The organism is Qipengyuania sp. YIM B01966, from assembly GCF_016461955.1.
GTDB lineage: Bacteria > Pseudomonadota > Alphaproteobacteria > Sphingomonadales > Sphingomonadaceae > QFOP01.
This window is the reverse complement of the sequence record NZ_JADMNM010000001.1, coordinates 239069-260464: the sequence shown is the minus strand read 5'-3', so window position 1 is coordinate 260464 and position 21396 is coordinate 239069. Positions and strand designations below refer to the sequence as shown.

23 protein-coding genes are annotated in these 21396 nt (G+C 67.1%); 8 read left to right on the top strand and 15 right to left on the bottom strand.

Translation table 11 applies throughout. The annotated features are described in order from the left end of the window. Positions 1 to 25 precede the first annotated feature (25 nt). Positions 26 to 1444, top strand: a complete 1419-nt coding sequence (locus ILT46_RS01360; protein WP_199503082.1) for a DNA recombination protein RmuC — start codon at positions 26 to 28, stop codon at positions 1442 to 1444. Positions 1445 to 1451: 7 nt separating this feature from the next. Here ILT46_RS01360 and ILT46_RS01355 read toward each other — a convergent pair whose 3' ends face one another. From ILT46_RS01355 to ILT46_RS01315, 9 genes are all read right to left on the bottom strand, one after another. After that, complete coding sequence (locus ILT46_RS01355; protein WP_199502825.1) at positions 1452 to 1787, bottom strand: DMT family transporter; 336 nt, start codon at positions 1785 to 1787, stop codon at positions 1452 to 1454. Positions 1788 to 1843: 56 nt separating this feature from the next. Next, positions 1844 to 1990 carry an META domain-containing protein gene (locus tag ILT46_RS12345; RefSeq protein WP_370592302.1) on the bottom strand — a complete coding sequence of 49 codons (147 nt, stop codon included), beginning with the start codon at positions 1988 to 1990 and terminating at the stop codon, positions 1844 to 1846. A gap of 144 nt (positions 1991 to 2134) precedes the next feature. Continuing rightward, positions 2135 to 2932 carry a TrmH family RNA methyltransferase gene (locus ILT46_RS01345; RefSeq protein ID WP_199502823.1) on the bottom strand — a complete coding sequence of 266 codons (798 nt, stop codon included), beginning with the start codon at positions 2930 to 2932 and terminating at the stop codon, positions 2135 to 2137. Continuing rightward, complete coding sequence (locus tag ILT46_RS01340) at positions 2932 to 3210, bottom strand: HPr family phosphocarrier protein (RefSeq protein ID WP_199502822.1); 279 nt, start codon at positions 3208 to 3210, stop codon at positions 2932 to 2934. Before ILT46_RS01340 ends, ILT46_RS01345 begins: the two co-directional genes overlap by 1 nt. Next, on the bottom strand, positions 3207 to 3620 hold the full coding sequence (locus ILT46_RS01335) for a PTS sugar transporter subunit IIA (protein WP_199502821.1): 414 nt from the start codon (positions 3618 to 3620) through the stop codon (positions 3207 to 3209). Before ILT46_RS01335 ends, ILT46_RS01340 begins: the two co-directional genes overlap by 4 nt. A gap of 46 nt (positions 3621 to 3666) precedes the next feature. Then, positions 3667 to 4605: an RNase adapter RapZ gene (gene rapZ / locus ILT46_RS01330; RefSeq protein WP_199502820.1), complete on the bottom strand. Its 939-nt coding sequence runs from the start codon at positions 4603 to 4605 to the stop codon at positions 3667 to 3669. A 42-nt stretch (positions 4606 to 4647) separates the two neighbouring features. Continuing rightward, the gene (locus tag ILT46_RS01325; protein ID WP_199502819.1) at positions 4648 to 5076 is read right to left on the bottom strand and encodes an HPr kinase/phosphorylase; all 429 of its coding nucleotides are present in this window, start codon (positions 5074 to 5076) and stop codon (positions 4648 to 4650) included. Further along, complete coding sequence (locus tag ILT46_RS01320; RefSeq protein WP_199503081.1) at positions 5073 to 6641, bottom strand: sensor histidine kinase; 1569 nt, start codon at positions 6639 to 6641, stop codon at positions 5073 to 5075. The genes ILT46_RS01325 and ILT46_RS01320 overlap by 4 nt, the downstream gene beginning before the upstream one ends. 13 nt (positions 6642 to 6654) lie before the next feature. Next, entirely contained in the window at positions 6655 to 7413 is a 759-nt protein-coding gene (locus ILT46_RS01315) for a response regulator transcription factor (protein ID WP_199502818.1), read from the bottom strand. Between the two features lie 178 nt (positions 7414 to 7591). On the opposite strand from ILT46_RS01315, the gene ILT46_RS01310 reads away from it, so the two are divergent. Both ILT46_RS01310 and ILT46_RS01305 read left to right on the top strand, forming a co-directional pair. Continuing rightward, positions 7592 to 9199 carry a phosphoenolpyruvate carboxykinase gene (locus ILT46_RS01310; RefSeq protein WP_199502817.1) on the top strand — a complete coding sequence of 536 codons (1608 nt, stop codon included), beginning with the start codon at positions 7592 to 7594 and terminating at the stop codon, positions 9197 to 9199. 120 nt (positions 9200 to 9319) lie between these two features. Continuing rightward, a complete protein-coding gene (locus ILT46_RS01305) occupies positions 9320 to 9880 on the top strand; it encodes a DUF937 domain-containing protein (protein ID WP_199502816.1) in 561 nt (186 codons plus the stop codon). Between the two features lie 33 nt (positions 9881 to 9913). Here ILT46_RS01305 and ILT46_RS01300 read toward each other — a convergent pair whose 3' ends face one another. Together ILT46_RS01300 and ILT46_RS01295 are read right to left on the bottom strand one after the other, a co-directional pair. Continuing rightward, the gene (locus ILT46_RS01300) at positions 9914 to 11755 is read right to left on the bottom strand and encodes a DUF885 domain-containing protein (protein ID WP_199502815.1); all 1842 of its coding nucleotides are present in this window, start codon (positions 11753 to 11755) and stop codon (positions 9914 to 9916) included. Positions 11756 to 11818: 63 nt separating this feature from the next. Then, positions 11819 to 12214, bottom strand: a complete 396-nt coding sequence (locus ILT46_RS01295) for a DUF3597 domain-containing protein (protein WP_199502814.1) — start codon at positions 12212 to 12214, stop codon at positions 11819 to 11821. A 108-nt stretch (positions 12215 to 12322) separates the two neighbouring features. Here ILT46_RS01295 and ILT46_RS01290 point away from each other — a divergent pair, with 108 nt between their 5' ends. After that, positions 12323 to 12532 (top strand): hypothetical protein, encoded by a 210-nt coding sequence (locus ILT46_RS01290; protein WP_233396881.1) that lies wholly within the window; start codon positions 12323 to 12325, stop codon positions 12530 to 12532. A 4-nt stretch (positions 12533 to 12536) separates the two neighbouring features. Here the strand turns inward: ILT46_RS01290 and ILT46_RS12080 are convergent, their stop codons facing one another. Then, a complete protein-coding gene (locus ILT46_RS12080) occupies positions 12537 to 13238 on the bottom strand; it encodes an energy transducer TonB (RefSeq protein WP_233396880.1) in 702 nt (233 codons plus the stop codon). Positions 13239 to 13405: 167 nt separating this feature from the next. Further along, on the bottom strand, positions 13406 to 14062 hold the full coding sequence (locus ILT46_RS01280; RefSeq protein WP_199502813.1) for an alpha/beta hydrolase: 657 nt from the start codon (positions 14060 to 14062) through the stop codon (positions 13406 to 13408). 107 nt (positions 14063 to 14169) lie between these two features. On the opposite strand from ILT46_RS01280, the gene ILT46_RS01275 reads away from it, so the two are divergent. The 3 genes from ILT46_RS01275 to ILT46_RS01265 all read left to right on the top strand — a co-directional run bounded on the left by ILT46_RS01275 (position 14170) and on the right by ILT46_RS01265 (position 16767). After that, positions 14170 to 15216, top strand: a complete 1047-nt coding sequence (locus tag ILT46_RS01275; protein WP_370592277.1) for a cysteine desulfurase family protein — start codon at positions 14170 to 14172, stop codon at positions 15214 to 15216. Positions 15217 to 15337: 121 nt separating this feature from the next. After that, positions 15338 to 16408, top strand: a complete 1071-nt coding sequence (locus ILT46_RS01270; protein ID WP_199502812.1) for a cysteine desulfurase family protein — start codon at positions 15338 to 15340, stop codon at positions 16406 to 16408. After that, entirely contained in the window at positions 16405 to 16767 is a 363-nt protein-coding gene (locus ILT46_RS01265) for a 2Fe-2S iron-sulfur cluster-binding protein (protein ID WP_370592276.1), read from the top strand. Before ILT46_RS01270 ends, ILT46_RS01265 begins: the two co-directional genes overlap by 4 nt. Positions 16768 to 16869: 102 nt before the next feature. On the opposite strand, the gene ILT46_RS01260 is transcribed toward ILT46_RS01265, so the two are convergent. Then, positions 16870 to 17406 (bottom strand): type 1 glutamine amidotransferase domain-containing protein, encoded by a 537-nt coding sequence (locus ILT46_RS01260; RefSeq protein ID WP_199502811.1) that lies wholly within the window; start codon positions 17404 to 17406, stop codon positions 16870 to 16872. 94 nt (positions 17407 to 17500) lie between these two features. Between ILT46_RS01260 and parC the strand changes: the two genes are divergently transcribed. Further along, positions 17501 to 19804, top strand: coding sequence for a DNA topoisomerase IV subunit A (gene parC, locus ILT46_RS01255; RefSeq protein ID WP_199502810.1), 2304 nt, complete (start codon positions 17501 to 17503; stop codon positions 19802 to 19804). An 18-nt stretch (positions 19805 to 19822) separates the two neighbouring features. Here the strand turns inward: parC and ILT46_RS01250 are convergent, their stop codons facing one another. After that, positions 19823 to 21289 carry a DEAD/DEAH box helicase gene (locus ILT46_RS01250; protein ID WP_199502809.1) on the bottom strand — a complete coding sequence of 489 codons (1467 nt, stop codon included), beginning with the start codon at positions 21287 to 21289 and terminating at the stop codon, positions 19823 to 19825. Positions 21290 to 21396: the final 107 nt, after the last annotated feature.

Genomic DNA, 21396 nt, shown 5'->3' with positions numbered 1-21396 from the left:
GTCCGTTCCGGCTATGTTCCGGCCGATGGATCCCACGCTGATAACGATTCTTGCGCTGGTCGCGGTTGCCTTGCTTGCCGGCGCGATCGGCTGGTTTACCGGTTCGCGCCCGGTCGCCGACTGGCGGGCGCGCCATGCGGAGCGGGACGGCGAAGCGCGCGAACTGGAGGCGAAGCTGGGGCGGATGGTGCCCGAACTCGCCACCATGAGCGAGCGCGCGGCACGCGCCGATACGCTGGCCGCCGAGCTCGATGCCGCGCGCGGCGAGCGCGAGGGATTGCGGGCCGAACTCGCGGCGCTGCGCGAAAAGGCGGCCAATTTCGACGAGCAGAAGCGCCTCTTGGTTGAAGCGCGCGAGGAGCTGCTGAAAGAGTTCCAGAATACCGGCCACGCCGTTTTGTCCAAGGCGCAGGAGGCGTTTCTCGAACGCGCGGGCGAACGCTTCGGCCATGCCGAGAAGGCTAATAAGGAAGCGATCGCCGCGCTGCTCCACCCGGTCGGCGAACGGTTGAAGAGCTACGAGGATCAGGTCACCGCACTCGAAAAGCAGCGCGTCGATGGCTTCGGCCAGCTCGCCGGCATGATCGAAGCGATGCGCGCTGGCCAGGAGGAGGTCCGCCGCGAGGCCCAGCGGCTGGGCAATTCGCTGACCAACGCCCCCAAGGCACGCGGCCGCTGGGGCGAGCGGGCGCTGCAGAATGTGCTCGAACAATGCGGGCTGTCGCAGCATACCGATTTCGCTCTCGAAACATCGCTGGATACGGCCGAGGGTCGCCTGCGGCCCGATGCGATTGTGCGCGTGCCGGGGCAGAAGAAGCTGGTTATCGATGCCAAGGTGTCATTGAACGCCTATCAGGCGGCCTTCGAGTGCGAGGATGATGGCGAGCGGCGGCGCCACCTCGACAGCCACGCCAAATCGATGCGCGGCCATGTCCAGACGCTCGGCGCGAAAAGCTATCAGAGCCAGTTCGACGAAGCGCCCGACTATGTGGTGATGTTCGTGCCCGGCGAACATTTCGTCGCCGCCGCGCTCGAACACGATCCCGAGCTGTGGGATTTCGCGTTCCAGCACAAGGTTCTGCTGGCAACGCCGACCAACCTCGTCGCCATTGCCCGCACGGTGGCGCAGGTCTGGCGGCAGGACCAGATGGCCAATGAAGCTCGCGCCATCGGCAAGATGGGCGCCGACCTCTACGATCGGCTGCGCGCCGCGTCCGAGCACCTGAAGCGCATGGGCGGCGGGCTCGAAAGCGCAGTCAGCAACTACAACAAGTTCGTCGGCAGCTTTGAAAGGAACGTGCTGTCCGCCGGGCGGCGGTTGGCGGAAAAAGGGATCGAAACCGGCAAGTCCGAAATCCCCGAGGTGCCACTGGTCGAAGGGGCACCGCGCTACACGCTCTCCGATGCCGCGGCGTTCGACGATGGGCGGGAGGCGGTGGAGTAGTGGCAGGTCAGACAGACGTTGCGAATTTCATCAGCGCCAGACCGATGATGATCAGCGCCGCCGCGACCAGCCGGACAATCGAAACGCATTCCCCGAACCACAAAATGCCGACCACAAAAGCGCCTAACGCGCCAATCCCGGTCCAGACCATATAGTCGGTGCCGAGCGGCAGTACGCGCATCGACCATGCCAGCAAAAGTACGCTCGCCGCCATCGCCGCTACCATCACCGCTGTCGGACAAACCCTTGTGAGCCCTTGTGACCGTTTCATCGCGGCTGCCCACACGATCTCGAGGATGCCGGCGATTAACAGGATCGTCCACGCTGTCGCCCTGCCGTCCATGCCCTTCGCTTAGCCTGCTCGCCGAAACTCGGCCCGAACGGCGCCCCCGTCCAGTATTAGCGCTGCGCCGTTGACGGTATACGCGGATCGCTTTCAAGTAGGCGGCCGAATTGCTGCTCGGCTTCCATCTTGCCGTCGCAATACATTCGCGTCGCAGCCACTGGGCCGATCACCAGCCGACCCCCATCCGCGCGCTCGCGCAGCCGCCGGCCAACGGTAACGCAAATAGAGCAACGAAGCGGGCGAAGAATGGCAGGCGGTGCATCAGAGGCCTCCGTGAGTATTGTCGGACTTGGGTACTGAACATTCCGTCAGCCGCCCTGCTCCGCCAAGACGCTGACCGCGCGTCAGTCGAGACTCGCCAGCACCTCATACGCCAGCACCGCGCCCGCAATCGCGGCGTTCAAACTGTCGGCGCGGCCCTTCATCGGCATCGTGACCCGCAGGTCGCACGCAGCCTCGTATTCCGCCGGCAACCCGCGCGATTCATTCCCCACCAAGATGAAACAGGGCGCCTGATAGGGTGCGCCGCGATAGGGCACCGCATGGCGCAGCGAGGCCGCGACCAACTGGCCCTTCCCGCTGAGCAGCCAGGGCAGGAATTCGTCCCAGCGGGCCTGCGCAATAGCTTGCGTGAACACCGCTCCCATGCTCGCGCGCACAGCCTCGACGCTGAACGGGTCGGCGCAGTCGTCCAGCAGGATCAGCCCGCCAGCGCCGACCGCGTCGCCTGTCCGCAGCATGGTGCCAAGGTTGCCGGGATCGCGCAGCGCCTGTGCCACCAGCCAGATCGGTGCGGCATCGCGATCGAGCGCGGCAAGGCCCGTCCGCCATTCGGCGAACACGCCGAGCACCGCCTGCGGATTATCCTTGCCGCTGATCTTGCCGAGAATGTCGGGCGTGGTGACGACCACCTCGCCGCCGGCAGCGATAACGTCGGCATCGAGTGCGGCGAGCAGCGGATGCGGGTCGCGCGCCGCGGCCATCACCAGCATTTCGGGCAGCCGGCCACTGGCGCGGGCATCGGTCAGCAACCGCAGCCCTTCGACCAGGAAGCGCCCTTCGCGTCGGCGCGCCTTCTTGTCGCGCAGCGCGCGCAGATATTTGACCGTCGGATTGGAAAACCCGGTAATCTCGCGCCGCATCAGACCTCGCCGAAGCCGCCCGCGACCAGCGCGGTCAGGCTGTCGAGTACGGCGGGGGCATTCGCGCCGCTGACCACCAGCTCGATCGTGTCGCCGCGCGCCGCGCCCAGCATCATCAGGCCGAGTATCGAGCCGCCCGCAGCCTCGGTTCCGTCCTTGACCACGCGCACGCTGGTCCCCGCCGGCAGTTCGGCGACCGCATTGACGAATTTGGCGCTGGCGCGCGCATGGAGCCCGCGCTGGTTAACGATGCCTATTTCGCGGCGTAGCTCGGTCATGCGGTTCGGGCCTCCTGCTTGAGAAGTTCCGATGCGACCGTGATGTAATTGCGCCCCGCCTCGCGCGCGGCGGCAACGGCATCGCCGACTGACATCGCCTTGCGCGCCCCGGCAAGGCGGATCAGCATCGGCAGGTTGATCCCGGCGATCACCTCCACCCGCCCGGCGTCGAGCAGCGAGATGGCGAGGTTCGACGGGGTGCCGCCGAACAGGTCCGTCAGGATAATCGTGCCGGCCCCGCTGTCGACGGCGCGCACGGCTGCTGCGATCTCGGCGCGGCGTTTTTCCATGTCGTCATGCGGGCCGATGCAGACGGTCGAAATCGCCTCCTGCGCGCCGACCACGTGCTCCATCGCCTGGACGAACTCCTCTGCCAGCCGCCCGTGTGTGACCAGAATGAGACCGATCATGCGTTTTCCGAAAATCCTGCCTTGCGCCGCAGGGGAAAGCGGCGCCTCAATGCTGCGGGGCTTCGATCCGGTCGGCCGCCCGCGAGCCGAGATTGCGGTGGATGACAGTGGGAGAAAAACCCGCCTCGCGCAAGGCCTGCGCCATCGCCTCTGTCGTGAACACCGACCGGTGTTTGCCCCCGGTGCAGCCAAAGGCGATCCCGATATGCCCTTTGCCCTGCCGCTGATAGGCCGGGATCAGCGTCAGCAGGAGGTCGCGGATCTGCCCGAAAACATCGGCAAACGCCGGATCGCGGCGGATATGGTCGCCCACCGGGGTGTCGAGCCCGGTCAGTTCGCGCAGGCCGGGCACCCAGTGCGGATTGTCGAGAAAGCGCATGTCGAACACCAGATCGGCAAGCGGCGGCGTGCCACGCGCGAAGCCGAAACTGGTCAGCGTCAGGCTCGATTCGCGCGTGTCGCCGCGGGCAAAGCTCTCGCGGATGGTGTGCTGGAGCTGGTTGGTGGTCAGCCGGGTGGTATCGACCACCATTTCGGCCCAGCGGCGCAAGGGATCAAGCAACTCGCGCTCGGCGCGGATTGCGTCGATTACCGGGCGGCCATGCGCCAGCGGGTGCCGGCGGCGGGTCTCGTTATAGCGCCGTTCAAGCTCCGCGCTCGAACAGTCGAGAAACAGTGTCGTCACGTCGAGGTCGCCGCGGTTATCGAGCGCCTTGACCAGCGCGATGATGTCTGCCGGCACAAAGCCGCGCGTGCGCGCATCGAAGCCGATGGCCAGCGGCGTGGCCGTCGGCTCACTGTTTGGCTCGCCGATAAGACGGTCGAGCAGGCGGACGGGGAAATTGTCGATCGTTTCCCAGCCCAGATCCTCCAGCACGCGCAAGGCGGTCGTCTTGCCGGCACCTGACAGGCCGGTGACGAGCAGCACCTGCCGTGTCGGCCCCGGTGCCGGGGTGTCAGCGGGCGGGGCGGAAGAATCGGCCATGCGGTCAGTCTTGCGGGCAAACGGCTGCGAGGGGAAGGGGGCTCAGGCGGGCAAGCCGAATAGCCGCAGCGCATGTTCAGCCCGCAGCGGCAACGTGGCGGCATCGGGATAGAGCTCAAGCGCGGGGATCGCCTGATCGAGCAGCGTAACCGTCCCTGCCTGCTCGATAAAGCGCGGCGCCGCCCGGTCGAGCCGCAGCAGCAGGCACACGGGCGCCTCCACCGGGTCAAAGCGCGTCAGGCCGAGATTGCGGATTTCGAGCAGGCCGGCCGTGTGCGGCGGTGGGGCGGCCCAGACGCCCCCTTCCGCCCGGCGCAGATTCACCCCGTCGTCACCCACCAACTGCGCGCCCCGGTCAATGAGCGCCAGCGCCAGCGCGGATTTGCCGCTGCCGGGTGGGCCATCGATCAGCAGGCCGCGACCGCCGATTGCGACGCAACCGAACTGGCGGACCAGCGCGCCGCCGCTCATCCCGGCCGGCGCTCAGCCGAGGGGAGCGTCAGCACCAGCCTCGCGCCATTGCCGCCGTCAGCGCGTGACAGCGCGGCGAGCGTCCCGTCATGCGCTTCGGCGATCGTGCGCGCGATCGCGAGACCGAGACCGCTGTGGTTGCCGAAATCCTCTGCATCAGGGCGCAGCGAATGGAACCGCTCGAACACCTGTTCGCGCTTGTCTTCGGGAATGCCGGGCCCATGATCGCTGACCGACAGAATAATGTCGGCGCCCTGTTCGGCGAGCCGCACTTCGATCGGCGCGCCGGCCGGGGAAAACGACACCGCATTGTCGAGCAGGTTCTCGATCACCCGTTCGAGCCGGGCAGGCACACCCATCACGCGCACGGGCACGGGTGGCAGATCGAGCGCGATCAGGTGGCCGGCATTTTCCGGCCGGTTTTCGCGCAGGCCGGCAATGTTGCGGACCAGTTCAGCGAGATCGAAGCGTTCGAGCACCGCACGCGAGATTTCGGCATCTACGCGGCTGGCTTCGGAAATGTCGGTCACCAGCCGGTCGATCCGGCGCACGTCGTGGGCGGCGATATCGGTCAGCTTGGCGCGCAAATCGGCATCGGTGACGCGCGGCAGCGATTCGATGGCGCTGCGCAGCGAGGCGAGCGGGTTCTTGATTTCGTGTGCGACATCAGCGGCAAACTGATCGACCGCGTCGATCCGGTGGCGCAAGGCGGCGGTCATGTCGGATACTGCGCGGGCGAGCGTGCCGATTTCATCGCGCCGTTCGGGCAGGCGCGGCACCTCGACCTGGCGGTCACGCCCCAGCCGCACGCGCATCGCGGCGCGTGCCAATTGCTGGAGCGGGGCGACGATGGTGCGGGCGAGAAACAGCGAAAGGAGGATCGACATCAGCAGCGCCAGCGCCACCCCGCCAATCAGCGTCGTGCGTGCGCGGCGCACCGAATCGGTGATATCGACGGCGTTGCGCGTCGTCAGCAAGCTCGCCCCGCGCAAACCGACGGGGGCTGCGGCGTTGATGACCGGTGTCCCATCGGGCGCATCCCGCAGCTGGATCTGGCTCAGCCCTTCAGCCCGCGCGCGCGCGAGTTCGGGCCACAGATCGGCCTGCGGGATTTCGGGCTCGACATAGTCGGGAATCGGATCGGCCCCGACAACAGTGTCCACCGCGCGGTCGAGCATGCGCGCGAAATCCTCGGTCCACGGCTGAGCGCCGGGATCGTCAAAGGTGAACACCGGTTCGGCCAGCGCAAAGCTGTCAGCCCACAGATTGCCCTCGGCATCGAACATCCGGATGCGCAGGCGCTGTTCCTTGCCGATCTGGGTGATCAGCGCTTCCTGCCGCATCCGCGAGGCCCCGGCGAGCGCCTCGGCGAGGATCTGCGCCTCGATTCGCGCCATCTTGTAGCGTTCGTCGAGCAATTGCTTGCGGTAATTGTCGAGGTAGAAAATCCCGCCGCCAAGCAGCAGCAGCGGCAACAGGTTGACCGCCAGGATGCGGCTCGTGAGCGACACCTTGGTGGGCCAGCGCATCACCGCGTCCATCCGTTCGGCGGCGGCGTGCGCCATGCCGGAACCGGTTTCAGCCATCGGCAAAGCTGTAGCCGGCCCCGTACAGCGTATCGATCGCATCGAACGCCGGATCGACCGCGCGGAACTTGCGGCGCATTCGCTTGATGTGACTGTCGACCGTCCGGTCGTCGACAAACACGTCGTCGGGATAGGCGGCATCCATCAGCTGGTTGCGGCTCTTGATCACCCCCGGACGTACGGCAAGCGCCTCGAGGATCAGGAATTCGGTCACCGTCAGCGAGACGGGCCGGCCATCCCACAGCACCCGGTGGCGTGCGGGGTCCATCAGCAGGCGCCCGCGCGACAGCATCTCGGTCGCCTGGTCGGCGGCAATCGCGGGCCCACCCTTCTGCTCGCCATCCGCACCGCTGCGCCGCAGGATCGCGCGGATGCGCGCCAGCAGCAGGCGGAGAGAAAACGGTTTGGCGATGTAATCGTCGGCCCCCAGTTCGAGCCCGGCCTCCTCGTCCTGCTCGTCATCCTTGCTGGTCAGGAAAATGACCGGCAGGGGTGAGTGTTCGCGCAGCCGCCGCAGCAGTTCGAGCCCGTCCATGCGCGGCATCTTTATGTCGAACACGGCAAGGTCGGGAGGATTTTCGAGCAGCGCCTTGAACGCGGTTTCGCCATCGGAATACAGCCGGGTCGCGTAGCCTTCCGCCTGCAGTGCGATCGACACGGTGGTCAGAATGTTGCGATCGTCATCGACCAGCGCGATCGTGCGCCGGTCGCTGGCGGGCCGGTCTTCGGGCGCGGAATGGTCGCTATCCATTGCGCGGGCCTAGCGTGTGCCACGCGGCGAGACAATAAAGCGGGAGGGGGCGCCCATGGCCGCGCAGGGCCGGTTTGACGAGAATCGCTTTGGCGACTAAGCGCGCACGCATCCGGCGCACCCATATGTGCGCGTGTCCGGCAGGCCGGGATGGCCCGCTCGTTTCTTGGAGACATACGTGAACGCCGCCCTTGCCCAGCCGCTTTCCGCCCAGGGCCTCGACACCGATGCCACTATTTATGCCAATCTCGGCACTGCCGCGCTGGTGGAAGAGGCGCTTAAGCGCGGCGAAGGCCAGCTGACCCGCGATGGCGCGCTGCTGGTCGATACCGGCAAGTTCACCGGTCGCAGCGTCAAGGACAAGTTCGTGGTCCGCGATGCAACCACCGAAGATACGATCAACTGGGGCCCGATCAACCAGCCGATGTCGCCCGAGCACTGGGCAACGCTGAAGGCTGATTTCCTCGCCGAGTTGAAGGGCCAGCGCGAGTTGTTCGTCGCCGACCTGTTCGGCGGCAGCCAGCCGGAATATCGGGTCAATGTGCGTGTCATCAACCAGCTGGCCTGGCACAATCTGTTCATCCGCACGCTGCTGGTCCGCCCGACGGCCGAGGACCTCGCCGGCTTCAGCCCCGAATATACGATCATCAACCTGCCCAGCTTCAAGGCGGACCCGGAACGCCACGGCTGCCGGAGCGAGACGGTGATCGCGGTGAACTTTACCGAAAAGATGATCCTGATCGGCAACACCGAATATTCGGGCGAAATGAAGAAGGGCGTGTTCGGCCTCCTCAATTACCTGCTGCCCGCGCAGGGTGTGATGCCGATGCATTGTTCGGCCAATATCGGCGCGGACGGCAAGAGCGCGATCTTCTTTGGCCTGTCGGGTACCGGCAAGACCACGCTCAGCGCCGATGCCAGCCGCACCCTGATCGGCGATGACGAGCATGGCTGGTCGGACACCGCGATCTTCAATTTCGAAGGCGGCTGCTATGCCAAAATGATCAATCTTTCGGCCGAAGGCGAGCCGGAGATTTACGCCACCACCAAGATGTTCGGCACGATCCTCGAGAACGTGACGATGGACCCGGCGACCCGCACGCTGGATTTCACCGACGACAGCAAGACCGAAAATACCCGCGGCGCCTATCCGATCGAGTTCATCCCCAACACCAGCGAAAAGAACCTCGGGCCGCCGCCGTCAAACGTCATCCTGCTGACGGCTGACGCCTTCGGTGTGCTGCCGCCGATCGCGCGGCTGACGCCCGATCAGGCAATGTATCACTTCCTGTCGGGCTATACCGCCAAGGTCGCCGGCACGGAGATCGGCGTGACCGAGCCGACCGCGACCTTCAGCACCTGTTTTGGCGCTGCCTTCATGCCGCGCCATCCCAGCGTCTATGGCAATCTGCTCAAGCAGCGGATTGCCGATGGCGGGGCCCAGTGCTGGCTGGTCAACACCGGCTGGTCGGGCGGCAAGGCGAGCGATCCGGGCATCAAGCGGATGCCGATCAAGGCGACCCGCGCGCTGCTCAACGCCGCGCTCGACGGCAGCCTCAATAATGCGGAATTCCGCGTTGATCCCAATTTCGGGTTCGAGGTGCCGGTGGCTGTGCCGGGGGTGGACAGCGCCCTGCTCGACCCGCGCGCCGCCTGGGCCGACCAGGAAAAGTATGATCGCACTGCGCAGAAGCTGGTGCAGCTCTTCGTCGATAATTTCGCCCAGTTCGAGGATCATGTCGATCAGAGCGTGCGCGACGCCGCACCGCAGATGGTCGCTGCCTGACCGGTTCTGCCGCTGCCCGCCGAACAGGACAGCCCCCGCCCGGGAAACCGGAGCGGGGGCTTGTCGTTTGACAGGGACAGGCGGCGCTGTGCCGGCCTCACCACCTAGGAGTTTTCCGCTATGAGCCTTGCTCAAATCCTCCAGCAGACCGGCGCGATCGACAGCATGGCCCGCGAGCTCAATGTCGATCCGCAGACCGCGCGGACCGCGGCCGGCGCGTTGCTGCCAGCGATTGTCGCCGGAATGGGCCGCCAGGCGAGCGGTGGGGCGATGGGCGGCGCGGCTGCGGGCGGCGATCCGCTGGGCGGGCTGATTGGCGGGTTGGGTGGCGGCGGTCTGCTCGATTCCGTCCTCGGCACCACCCTCACGCCGACGCAGCCGGGGAACGACATTCTCGGACAGATTTTCGGCAGCAAGGATGTCAGCCGCGGCGTGGCCGACGAGGTTGCCGGGTCGACCGGGCTCGACCCGTCGTTGCTGCGCAAGATGCTGCCGATCCTGGCGATGGCGGCGGCCGGCTATCTCGCCACCCGCAGCCAGGGCGCAGGTGCCGCGCAGGGGCAGGATGGCGGGCTCGGCGGTGGACTGGGCGGTGCGCTCGGCGGTGCGCTGGGCGGCGGAGCCAACAATCCGCTGGGCGGCATTCTTGGCTCGATCGTCAGCGGAATGGCGCGCCGCTGAGCAGGCAGGGGCGGCCAGCGCGCCGCCCCTTTCTCAGGCTGCGCCCGCGATGTACCGCTCGACGTTCTTCGCCAGCACATCGAGTGGCGCATTGCCGCCCTTGACCACGGCATCGTTGAAGGTCCGCCGATCGAACCGCGCGCCCATCGCTGCCCCGGCCCGGCCGCGCTGACGGACGATCTCGCTATGGCCGATCTTGTAGCCGCAGGCCTGCCCCGGCCAGCTGCAATAGCGATCGACCTCGCCGCGCACCTCCTCGGGCTTGGACCCGTTGCGCTGGACGAAAAAATCTACCGCCTGCTGGCGTGACCAGCGCTTGGCATGAAGGCCGGTATCGACCACCAGCCGGCAGGCCCGGAAGGCGAGGCTCTGCAGATAGCCCAGCCGGCCGACGGCAAAATCGTCATAAGCGCCCAGTTCATCGCCCAGTTGCTCGGCATAGAGCGCCCAGCCTTCGGAGAAGGCGTTGAAGGCGAGGATCGAGCGGATCAGCGGCAGGCGGTTCGAATATTCGCCTTCCCACACATGGCCGGGGATGGTTTCGTGGTGGACCAGCGTCGGCAGATCGTATTTGCGGTGCAGATCGGTGGTCCTGAGGTTGATCCACATCTTGCCCGGAATGGTCCCGTCCTTGCTGCCCGCCCCGCCATAGGCGCCCGGCGCACCGGGTTCCTCGGCCGGGGGCAGGCGGCGGACCTCGAGATTGCCCGACACCAGCGTCGAGAAAGCGCGCGGCATCTGCGCGCGGATCCATTCAACGCGCTGCTGGATGAAGGCCATGATTTGGGCGCGGCCCGGATCGCCATCAGCGAATTTATAGCGCGGATCGTCACCCAACGCCGTCATCCTGTCACCGACGGAACCGCTGGCGTAGCCGAGCGAGCGCAGGATCGGGTCCATCCGTCGATGAAGATCGGCCAGCTCGTCCAGCCCCTGCTGGTGAATGTCCTCGGGCGATAGCGTGGTGGTGGTGCTGGCGCGCAGGGCCCAGGCATACCACTCCTCGCCGCGTGGCTGGGCCCACATGCCCGGATCGCTGCGCGCTTCGCTGCGTTGCTGGCGCAGTTCGGCCAGCTGGCGTTCCAGCGCCGCCTTGACCGGCCCGGTGACAACCGCCCGCGCACGGCCGCCCCAATCGCCGGCAAGGCCCGCCTCGGCGGCGCGGCGGGTCAGGCTGTCCACCAGGCTGCCGCCGCCTGCAGCATCGGCAATGGTCCGCTCCATCTGGGGGATCGCCTTGCCGAGCAGGAAATCGGGCGGCACCACGCCCATCGCCCGCGCCGCTCGGATTCGCCCGGTTTCACCGTCGAGCACGGCGGGAAGCTGTCCCAGCCGCGCGAGATAGGCTTCCGCGTCGGTCGAATTGCGCAGCGGATGATCGCTGTCCATGAAGCGCGGAATGTCGAGATAGGTGCCTACATTCTGGATCACCGCATAGGGCGCATTACGCCAGCTGCCGACCGCGACATCGCCATAAGGCAGGGCAAAACCGGCGAGCGCTGTAGCATAGGCGCTTTCGACCACCTCGAAGCTGGTCCGCGTCGCCGCATCGAGGCCGCTCTTGTCATAAGCGCGCACGCGGGCAAGATCGGCGCGCAGGGTTGCGGCATAGGCATCCTGCCCGGCCTGGCTCTGATCCTCGAGCTGGCCCCGCATCCGCGCGTGGTCGCCATTATCGACGCCAAGGCTGGTCGCCCGCTCGGGCTCGTGCCGCAGGAGATTGTACGCGATATCCTCGAGCAACCGCTCCGGGGTGTCCGCAACCGGCGCGGCGACGGTGGTGACGCAGGCCGGCAGCGCGAGCGTGGCGGTGCCCGCGACAGCGCCCTTCAGCGCGGTGCGGCGGGAGAGCGGGAGGGTCGCAGATAAAGTCATGGCGCGACACTGTTCGTGCCGCGCCATGCTGTCAAATCCCCGGATAATGCGAGAGTGGACCGATCAGTCGAGGAATTCGGCCGGAACCTTGCCGCCATTGCGGGCCAGTTCCTGCATCGTCTGGCGATGAAGCCAGAGATTGTCGTCCGCCGAGCCGGCGTAATTCGGCCGGCCGAGTTCGGTCGCCAGTTCCTTGCGATTGGCCATGCTCGGGTCCAAACCAAGCAGCTTCATCAGATCGACGATCGAATTGCGCCAGTTGAGGTTAGCTGCGCCGGGCATCGCATCGAGCTTGGCAGCGACATCGACATCGCTGACGGCGGCGGCGGTTGACGGGGTGGCGGTCGGGCCGGTTGTCGGCTGCCCGGCGGGGGTGAAGGTGCCGCTCGGTGCGGTGGCCGGGGTTTCGTCGTCCTTGCGGCCGAAGATCGCATTCTTGATCGAGCTGAAAATACCCATTGCCGGGCTCCCTTGAATGATGCCGGCGGGCGCCCTTCGCCTGCCGTGCCTATGTAACCGGCCTCTCGCGGGCTGGTTCCGGCGCGCGCGCTGGATTAGGGTGCGATTATGGACCTGGTTCTTTCGGTGGTGATGCTGGCGGCCTTTGCGCTGCTGGCGGGGGCATTCTGGCTGTGGCGGCGCGGCGGCGCGCGCAAGCAGGCAGGGCTGATGGTGCTGCTGGCGGTAATTGCGCTTGCCAATGTGGCGATCTGGATCGTCCCCGGCGAGGACGGCGCCGCGCCGGTCGATCTGGTGGAGCAGCAACCGGCCCGCTGAACGGTCAGTTGGGCAGCGTCCAGGTGACGGTGCCGCTATAGCTGCCCATTACCGCCGCGCCGCTGCTGTCGCGGGCCGGCTCGAACCGCGCGCGCCGGCTGATCAGCGCGCAAGTCGCCTGATCGAGTTCGCTGTGCCCAGAGGGGCGCGTCACGCGGCAGCTGGCCACGCGGCCGTTCGCATCGATCTCCAGCACGAAGCCGACGCTGCCCGTCAGCTCACGGTTGATCCAGCTGGCGCGGTAGTCGTCTTGCGTCACCCAGCCGAGCGCGGCATTGCGCGGGCGGGCGGCGCGCGGCGGGGTGGACGCGGTGACCGAGGGCGAGGGTTGCGGCATCACCGTCTCGCTCGGCCCGGGCGAAGGCAGCGTACCGGAGCCCGGATCGGGCACGACCTCAGGCAGCGGCGGCAGGATGATGGTGCTGCTGTCAATCCGCGGTGTCCGGGTATCCAGCTCCACCGCGCGCGGCGGCTGATAGGGCAGCGGAGCGGCCGCTTCGCGCGGCTCGGCCTTGGCTTCGGGCGGGGTCGGTTCGGGTGGCGGCGTGGTCGGGAAATAGGAGCTCGGCAGCGGCTCATCGCGGGTGATGATGCCCGTGTAGCTGAGCCCCGCCAGCAGGCCGTATGCGAGCGCGCCGTGTACCAGTACGACCCCGGCGATCGCCGCGGGGCGGTCGCGCCAGGTGCTGCTGTCGGTATAGGCCATATCCGTCTCCTCTCGTGTTATGCGCCGGAGTAGCGGGGCGACTCGATGCCCGAACCCGGCGTCGTGTTATACCATCGCATGATGATACAACGTCACGCCAATGCAAGCGCAAATCGCGTTGCATAATGCTACGGATTTGCGGAAATTTGTTGCGTGAGCCCGCGAACTCAGCGGATCGCGCATTCCGGCGAGAGGCGGAAATTGAGGTAATTGTCCACCGAGCGCATCAGATCGTCGATCTCGTTTTCGAAGAAATGGTTGGCCCGCGGGATTTCCTCGTGGTGGATCGTGATGTGCTTTTGCGTGCGCAGCTTGTCGACCAGCTTCTGCACCGCAATCGGCTGGACCACCGTATCGGCCGCGCCCTGGATGAAGATGCCGCTGGCCGGGCACGGGGCGAGGAAACTGAAATCGTACATATTGGCCGGCGGCGCGACCGAGATGAAACCGCGCACTTCGGGCCGGCGCATCAGCAATTGCATCCCGATCAGCGCGCCGAAGCTGACGCCGGCGACCCAGGTCGTCTGCGCTTCGGGATGGATCGACTGCACCCAGTCGAGCGCCGAGGCCGCATCGGACAATTCGCCAATCCCGTTGTCAAAGCTGCCCTGGCTGCGCCCGACGCCGCGGAAATTGAACCGCAGCGTGGCAAAGCCGCGATCGGCGAAGGTCTTGTAGAGGCGCTGGGTGATCCGTTCGTTCATCGTCCCGCCGCCTTGCGGGTGCGGGTGGAGGATCATGGCCACCGGCGCGCGCGGGCGCGGGGCCGGGGAGAAGCGACCTTCAAGGCGGCCTTCGGGGCCGGGGAAAATGACGGAGGGCATTGGGGCTGGCTCGACCTGTCTGTTCGGGGGCACCCGCGCGGCTGGCGCGCGGACAGTCGGGCGCTATATAGTGCGATGATGCAAAATCGCAATTCCATCACGCCCGCGTGATCTATCTCGACCATGCCGCGACCACCCGGATGAAGCCCGCCGCCCGCGCGGCGATGGAGGAAGGCTTCGCGCTGTGGGCCAATCCGTCGAGCCCGCACACTGCCGGCCGCCGGGCGCGCGCCGCGCTCGAAGATGCGCGCGAACAGATCAAGGCGGCGCTCGGCTGGGAGGGCGAGTTGATCTTCACCGCCAGTGCGAGCGAGGCGGCGGCGCTGGCGCTTGGCCGCGCGAACGCCGGCGCGCGGCTGGTCAGCGCGGTGGAACATGATTGCGTGCTGCAGGCCGCGCCCGATGCCGAGCGGCTGCCGGTGCTGGGCGATGGCGCGCTCGACCTCGAGGTGCTGGCCGAGGCCGTGCGCCACAAGCGGCCGCTGCTCGCGGTCCAGCAGGTCAATTCCGAAACCGGCGCGGTGCAGGATCTCGCCGCTATCGCCGCGATCGTGCACGAGGCTGGCGGCCTGCTGCTGGCCGATTGCGCGCAAGGGGCGGGCAAGCTGCCGCTGCCAGCACAAGCCGACATGGTGATCCTGGCGGCACACAAGTTTGGCGGCCCGGTGGGCATCGGTGCGCTGCTGGTGCGCGATTATGCGCTGCTTGCGCCCACTGGCGGGCAGGAGCGCGGCTATCGGCGGGGTACCGAGAACCTCCCCGCAGCGCTCGGCATGGCCGCCGCATTGGCCACGCCCAGCGCCCCGGAAAGGCAGGTTACAGAGCGTTTCGAACAATTTGGCTACACCGCCAGCCAATCGGGCGGAGAGTGGCTGAGCGGGCGTCTGCGGGCTATTTCGGGGCATATCGCGGCGGTTGCCATGCCCGGCATGAGCGCCGAGGCGCAATTGATGCGGTTCGATATGGCCGGCATCGCCGTCAGCCAGGGCAGCGCGTGTTCCTCCGGCACCATGCGCCGCAGCCATGTGCTGACCGCAATGGGCGTGCCGGACGGCATCGCCGCGCGCACCATCCGCGTCAGCCTCGGGTGGGACAGCACCGGGGCCGATATCGACCGCTTCGCCGAGGTCTGGCTGGATCTGGCGGGGCGGTGATGCGCGGGCCCCTCCTTCGTCGCCCCGGACGTGATCCGGTGCCCCGCTTCCTTCCTCGCGCGCGGACGAAAAATAGCGGGATCCCGGATCAGGTCCGGGATGACAGGGGGGTCAGGGGCCGATGATCTATCTCGATTATCAGGCGACGACACCGTTGGCGCCCGAAACGCGCGAGGCGATGCTGCGTTGGCTGGGCGGGCCGGACAGCGACACTTTCGGCAATCCCCACAGCCCGCACCGAATGGGCCGGATGGCCGCCGCCGCAGTCGAGCACGCGCGCGAGGAGGTCGCCGCCCTGTTCCCGCCCAGTGGCCAGGTGATTTTCACCAGCGGCGCGACCGAAGCGGTGCAACTGGCGCTGCGCGGGGTGGGCGGGCCGGTGGCCACCTCGGCGATCGAGCATGCCGCAGTGCTGGATACTGCGCGCGCGCTGGGGGCACCGCACCTCATCCCCGTCGATGCCGAGGGGCTGACCGATCCCGCCACGCCGCTGCCAGAGGGCTTGCGCGCCATCGCGGTGATGCAGGTCAATAACGAGATCGGCACCGTACAGCCCATCGCCGCCTGGCACGAGCGGGCGCGCGCCATGGGCATTCCGCTGCTGGTCGATGCCGTGCAGGCCGCGGGCAAGCTGCCGCTGGCAGAGGCCGATTTGATCGCCATTTCCGCGCACAAGCTGCACGGGCCCAAGGGGATCGGCGCCTTGTGGGTCCGCGACGGTCTGGAGCTATCCCCCGCCAGCCCCGGCGGCGGGCAGGAAGGGGGCTTGCGTTCTGGCACGCTCAGCCCGGCCCTGTGTGCCGGTTTCGGCGCGGCGGCGACACTGGCGCTGGAACGGGGCGAAGAGGACGCGGCGCATTGCCGGGCATTGTGGCTGCGCGCGCGCGACCTGCTCGGCGGCTGGACGCTCAACGGCAGCGCGGCACAACGCTGGCCGGGCAATCTCAATGTCCGCCGCGACGGGCTCGACGTCGCCCGCCTGATGAGCGAGTGCCGGCAGGTGATGCTTTCCGCCGGCTCGGCCTGTGCCAGCGGCTCGGGCCGGCCCAGTCATGTGCTTGCCGCGTTGGGCCTGTCGCCCGCCGCTGCGAAAAACTCCTTACGGCTGGGCTTCGGACGCTATACCAGCATGGCCGAACTGGAGGAGGGTGTGGAAATGATCGCAGCAGCCGCCGAGGCGCAGGGCCTGTGAACGAAGCGCAGGACGCCGGTCAGCCCGTCGAAGTGCGCTTCATCGCGCCCGATGGCACGATCACGCTGGCGAGGAGCGCTGTGGGTGATACGCTGCTCAGCGCGGGGCAGGCGGCAGGCGTCCCGCTCGAGGGGACATGCGAGGGGGCGATGGCCTGTTCGACCTGCCACGTCATCGTCGCGCCCGATTGGTTCGAGCGCCTCCCGCGCGCCAGCGATGAGGAAGAGGATATGCTCGACCTTGCCGCAGGCATCGATGTCACCAGCCGGCTCTCGTGTCAGATCGTGCTGACGCCCCAACTTTCAGGCCTCGAAGCCCGCGTGCCGGCCGAGAGCCGCGACATGCGCCGCGCGCTCTAGGGGCGCTGGCAAGCCAAGGCCCCGCCACCTCGCGGTGACGGGACCCCGGAGGGCCGGCGGTTCAATGCTGGTTGAAATCCACCGGCTAACCTTGCGTGTGCCTCAGGCGGGGACCGTCTGGTCCGCCAGTGCGCCGAGCAACGCCTTGTTGAATGCGGGAATATCCTCCGGCTTGCGGCTGGTGATGAGGTTGCCGTCGGTGACGACCTCCTCGTCCACCACATTGGCGCCCGCATTGCTCAGGTCGGTGCGGATCGAGGGCCAGCTAGTGACTGTCTTCCCGCGCACCAGATCAGCCTCGACCAGCAACCAGGGCGCATGGCAGATGGCCGCGATCGGCTTGCCCGCAGCGCCAAACGCCTTCACCAGCGCGACCGCGCCCTCGTCCATCCGCAGGATATCGGGGTTCATCTGCCCGCCCGGCAGCAGCAGCGCGTCGTAATCGTCGGCTGCGACATTGCTGACGGTCAGATCGACCGGCACGCTGTCCCCCCAATCCTTGTCCTTCCAACCCTTGATCTCGCCGCTCTTGAGGCTAGCGACGGTGGTTTTGTGTCCCGCCGCGTCAAGCGCCTTGCGCGGTTCCATCAGTTCGGATTGCTCGAACCCGTCGGCGGACAGGATAAGGATATGGGCCATTGTTGAAATCTCCGTTCGTTATCCGCCCAACGTGTGGGGATAGCTCTGCGTTCCACTCTTTCTCGCACACGTCGCGCGCTGCTAGGGGCGCGCGATGGCCGACCTGATAGAAGCTGACCGCGACCCGTTTGACGCTATTGTCGATGCCCCGTTCGATAGCGCCCTGTCGGAGCGCTATCTGGTCTATGCGCTGTCGACGATTACCGCGCGCTCGCTGCCCGATCTGCGCGACGGGCTGAAGCCGGTGCATCGCCGGCTGCTGTGGGCAATGCGCCAGCTGAAGCTCGATCCGACGAACGCGTTCAAGAAATCGGCCCGCGTGGTTGGCGATGTGATCGGCAAATATCACCCGCATGGGGATGCTTCGGTCTATGATGCGATGGTGCGCCTCGCGCAGGATTTCGCGCTGCGCTATCCTTTGGTCGAGGGGCAGGGCAATTTTGGCAATATCGACGGGGACAACGCCGCCGCCTACCGCTATACCGAAGCGCGGCTGACGCGCACCGCGATGCTGCTGATGGCCGGGCTGGAAGACGGCACGGTCGATTTTATTCCGACCTATAATGGCGAGGAGGAAGAGCCCGAGATCTTCCCCGGCCTGTTCCCCAATCTGCTGGCCAATGGCGCAAGCGGGATTGCGGTCGGCATGGCGACGTCGATCCCCAGCCACAATGTCGCCGAGGTGCTGGATGCCGCGCTCGAACTGATCGACAATCCTCAGGCCGATCATGCGCGCCTGATGGAGCTGTTTCACGGCCCGGATTTCGCCACCGGCGGGCTGGTGGTCGACAGCGCGGCGGCGATTTCGGCGGCCTATGAAACCGGGCGCGGCGCCTTCCGCGTGCGCGGAAGGTTCCACGCCGCCGAGGCCGAGCGCGAGGAGGATCGCGCCGCCGGGATCGAACGGCTGGGCGGCGGGCAATGGCAGCTCGTCATCTCGGAGATCCCTTATCAGGTGCAGAAGGGCCGCCTGATCGAACAGATCGCGCAGGCAATTGCCGACAAGAAACTGCCGATCCTCGAAGATGTCCGCGACGAAAGCGACGAAACCTTGCGCATCGTGCTGGTCCCGCGCAGCCGCAATGTGGACCCCGATCTGCTCAAGGAAAGCCTCTACAAGCTGACCGATCTGGAGACGCGCTACAGCCTCAACATGAATGTGCTCGACGTGCAGCCGGGGGTTGGTCGCACGCCGATGGTCATGGGCCTGCGCGAAGTGTTGCTGCACTGGATCGCCAGCCAGATCGACATCCTTCAGCGCCGCAGCCGTCACCGGCTGGACCAGATCGCCCGGCGGCTGGAATTGGTCGAAGGCTATATCGCCGCCTTCCTCAATCTCGACCGCGTGATCGAGATCATCCGTACCGAGGACGAGCCCAAGGCCGTGATGATGGCCGAATTCAGCCTGACCGACCGACAGGCCGAGGCGATCCTCAACATGCGGCTGCGATCCTTACGCAAGCTCGAGGAGATGGAGCTGCGGCAGGAACAGGCCGATCTGCTGAAGGAGCAGGACGAACTCAACCGCCTGCTCGACAGCCCGGCGGGCCAGCGCACGCGGCTGAAGCGCGATCTGGCGCGGGTGCGCGAGGAATATGGGCCTGAAACGCCGCTTGGCCGGCGCCGCACGACCGTGGCCGAGGCGGCGCCCACGGCGGTGTTCAGCATGGATGCGATGATCGAGAAGGAGCCGGTCACCGTCATCCTGTCGCAAAAGGGCTGGGTGCGCGGGGCGCGCGGCCATGTCGATCTCGCCAGCGAATGGAAGTTCAAGGAAGGCGACGGCCCTGCCTTCGCCCTCCACGCGCAGACCACCGATAAACTGTTGATTGCGGCCGATAATGGCCGGTTCTACACGCTCGGCGCCGACAAGCTGCCGGGGGCTCGCGGCTTTGGCGAGCCATTGCGGACCATGCTCGACATCGAGGCTGAGGCGCAGGTGGTGGCGGTGCTCGTTCACCGGGCTGACGGGCAGTTGCTGCTCGCCGCCGACACCGGCAAGGGGTTCGCCGCACAGATGGGCGAGCTGCTGGCCGAAACCCGCAAAGGGCGGCAGGTGGTCAATCTCAAACCCGGTTCAAGATTGACGGTGGTGCGCCAGATCGCGCCCGAACACGATCATGTCGCGGTCGTCGGTGACAATCGCAAGCTGGTCGTGTTCCATCTGGAAGAAGTGCCGGTGCTGGCACGCGGGCAGGGGGTGCAGTTGCAGCGTTACCGCGATGGCGGGCTGGCCGATGCGATCAGCTTCACGCTGGCGGGCGGTCTCAGCTGGGCGATGGGTGGCGAGAGCGGTCGCACCCGGACCGAGGCGGATATGTGGCAGTGGAAGGTCGCGCGCGGGGCCGCCGGGCGGTTGCCGCCGCAGGGTTTCCCGCGCAACAACCGCTTCGGCTAGACCCCGCCGCCGGCACGCTTAGCGCGCCGGGCGCGGGCCGCGCGGCGATGCGCCCCGGCCCTGCCCCTGGCCGGGTCCGCGACCCTGACCCTGGGCCTGGCGGGGCGCGCCAAAGGCCTTGCCGCCACCACTGGCGTTACCGCCACCGGCGCCGCCCTCACGGCGCGGCTTGCCGCCCGCCGGCGTGACCCGCGCGCGGGCGTCCTTCTTCGGCGGACGGGCGCGCGCTTCGCTGGCGCGGGCGCGGCGGTTGCGGCTGTACTGGTCCTCGCCATCGCTGGGCGCGCGCTCGGCCCCGGCCGGCGCGCGGCTCGGCTTGGGCAGTGCGGCGGCCGCCTTGAGGAAGTTTTCCGGCAGCGGCACCGGGCTGAGCTTGACACCGGTCAGCTTCTCGATGTCGCGCAGATAGGCTTTCTCGTCGGGCGCGACATAGCTTACCGCCAGCCCGCTGCGGCCCGCCCGCGCGGTGCGGCCGATCCGGTGGACATATTGTTCGGCGACATTGGGCAGCTCGAAATTGAACACCGCCGACACGCCCGGCACGTCGATCCCGCGCGCGGCGATGTCGGTCGCCACCAGCACCGGCACGCGGCCGGCGCGGAAACCGTCGAGCGCACGGGTGCGCTGGGCCTGCGTCTTGTTGCCGTGGATCGCCGCGGCATTGATGCCAGCCGCGACCAGATGTTTGACCACCCGGTCAGCGCCATGCTTGGTCCGGGTGAACACCAGGCAGCTTTCGATATCGCCGTTGGCGAGCCCACGCTGCAACGACAGCGTCAGCAGCGCCTGCTTTTCCGCCTGCGTCACGAAAGTCGCATATTGATCAACGCGCTCCGCCGTGGTCGCCTGCGGGGCGACTTCGGCGCGGACCGGGTTGCGGATGAACCGCTTGCCCAGATCGGTGATCGCCTGCGGCATGGTGGCCGAAAAGAACAGGCTCTGCCGGTCTTCGGGCAGCAGCGCGGCAATCCGGGTCAACGGCTTGATGAAGCCGAGATCCATCATCTGGTCGGCTTCGTCGAGCACGAAGATTTCGACATTGCGCAGCGTCAGCGCGCGCTGATCTACGAGGTCGAGCAGCCGGCCGGGCGTCGCCACCAGCACGTCGCACCCGCCGGCCAGCTTGCGGGCCTGCTGATGCGCGGGCACGCCGCCGAAGATTACCTGCACCGACAGGTTCAGGAACTTGGCGTAATGGCGCATATTGTCGGCAATCTGTGCCGCCAGCTCGCGCGTCGGGCTGAGCACCAGCATCCGGCAGCTCGCATTGCTGCGCGCCTTGGGATTGGCCGCCAGACGGTGCAGCGAGGGCAGCGAGAACGCCGCCGTCTTGCCGGTGCCGGTCTGGGCGATGCCCAGCAGGTCACGCCCTTCGAGCAGCGCCGGGATGGCCTGGCGCTGGATCGGGGTCGGTTCGGCATAGTCACGTTCGGCCAGCGCCCGCACCAGCGGTTCGGCCAGGCCGAGTTCGGTAAAATAAGACATTGTAGTCATTCACTTTCATGCATGGCGTGCGGCATCACTGGCCGCATCGCCAAAAGGGTCGATTGGCGACCCATGCGTGAAAGGGGAAGCTACGAACCCCGCTGCGC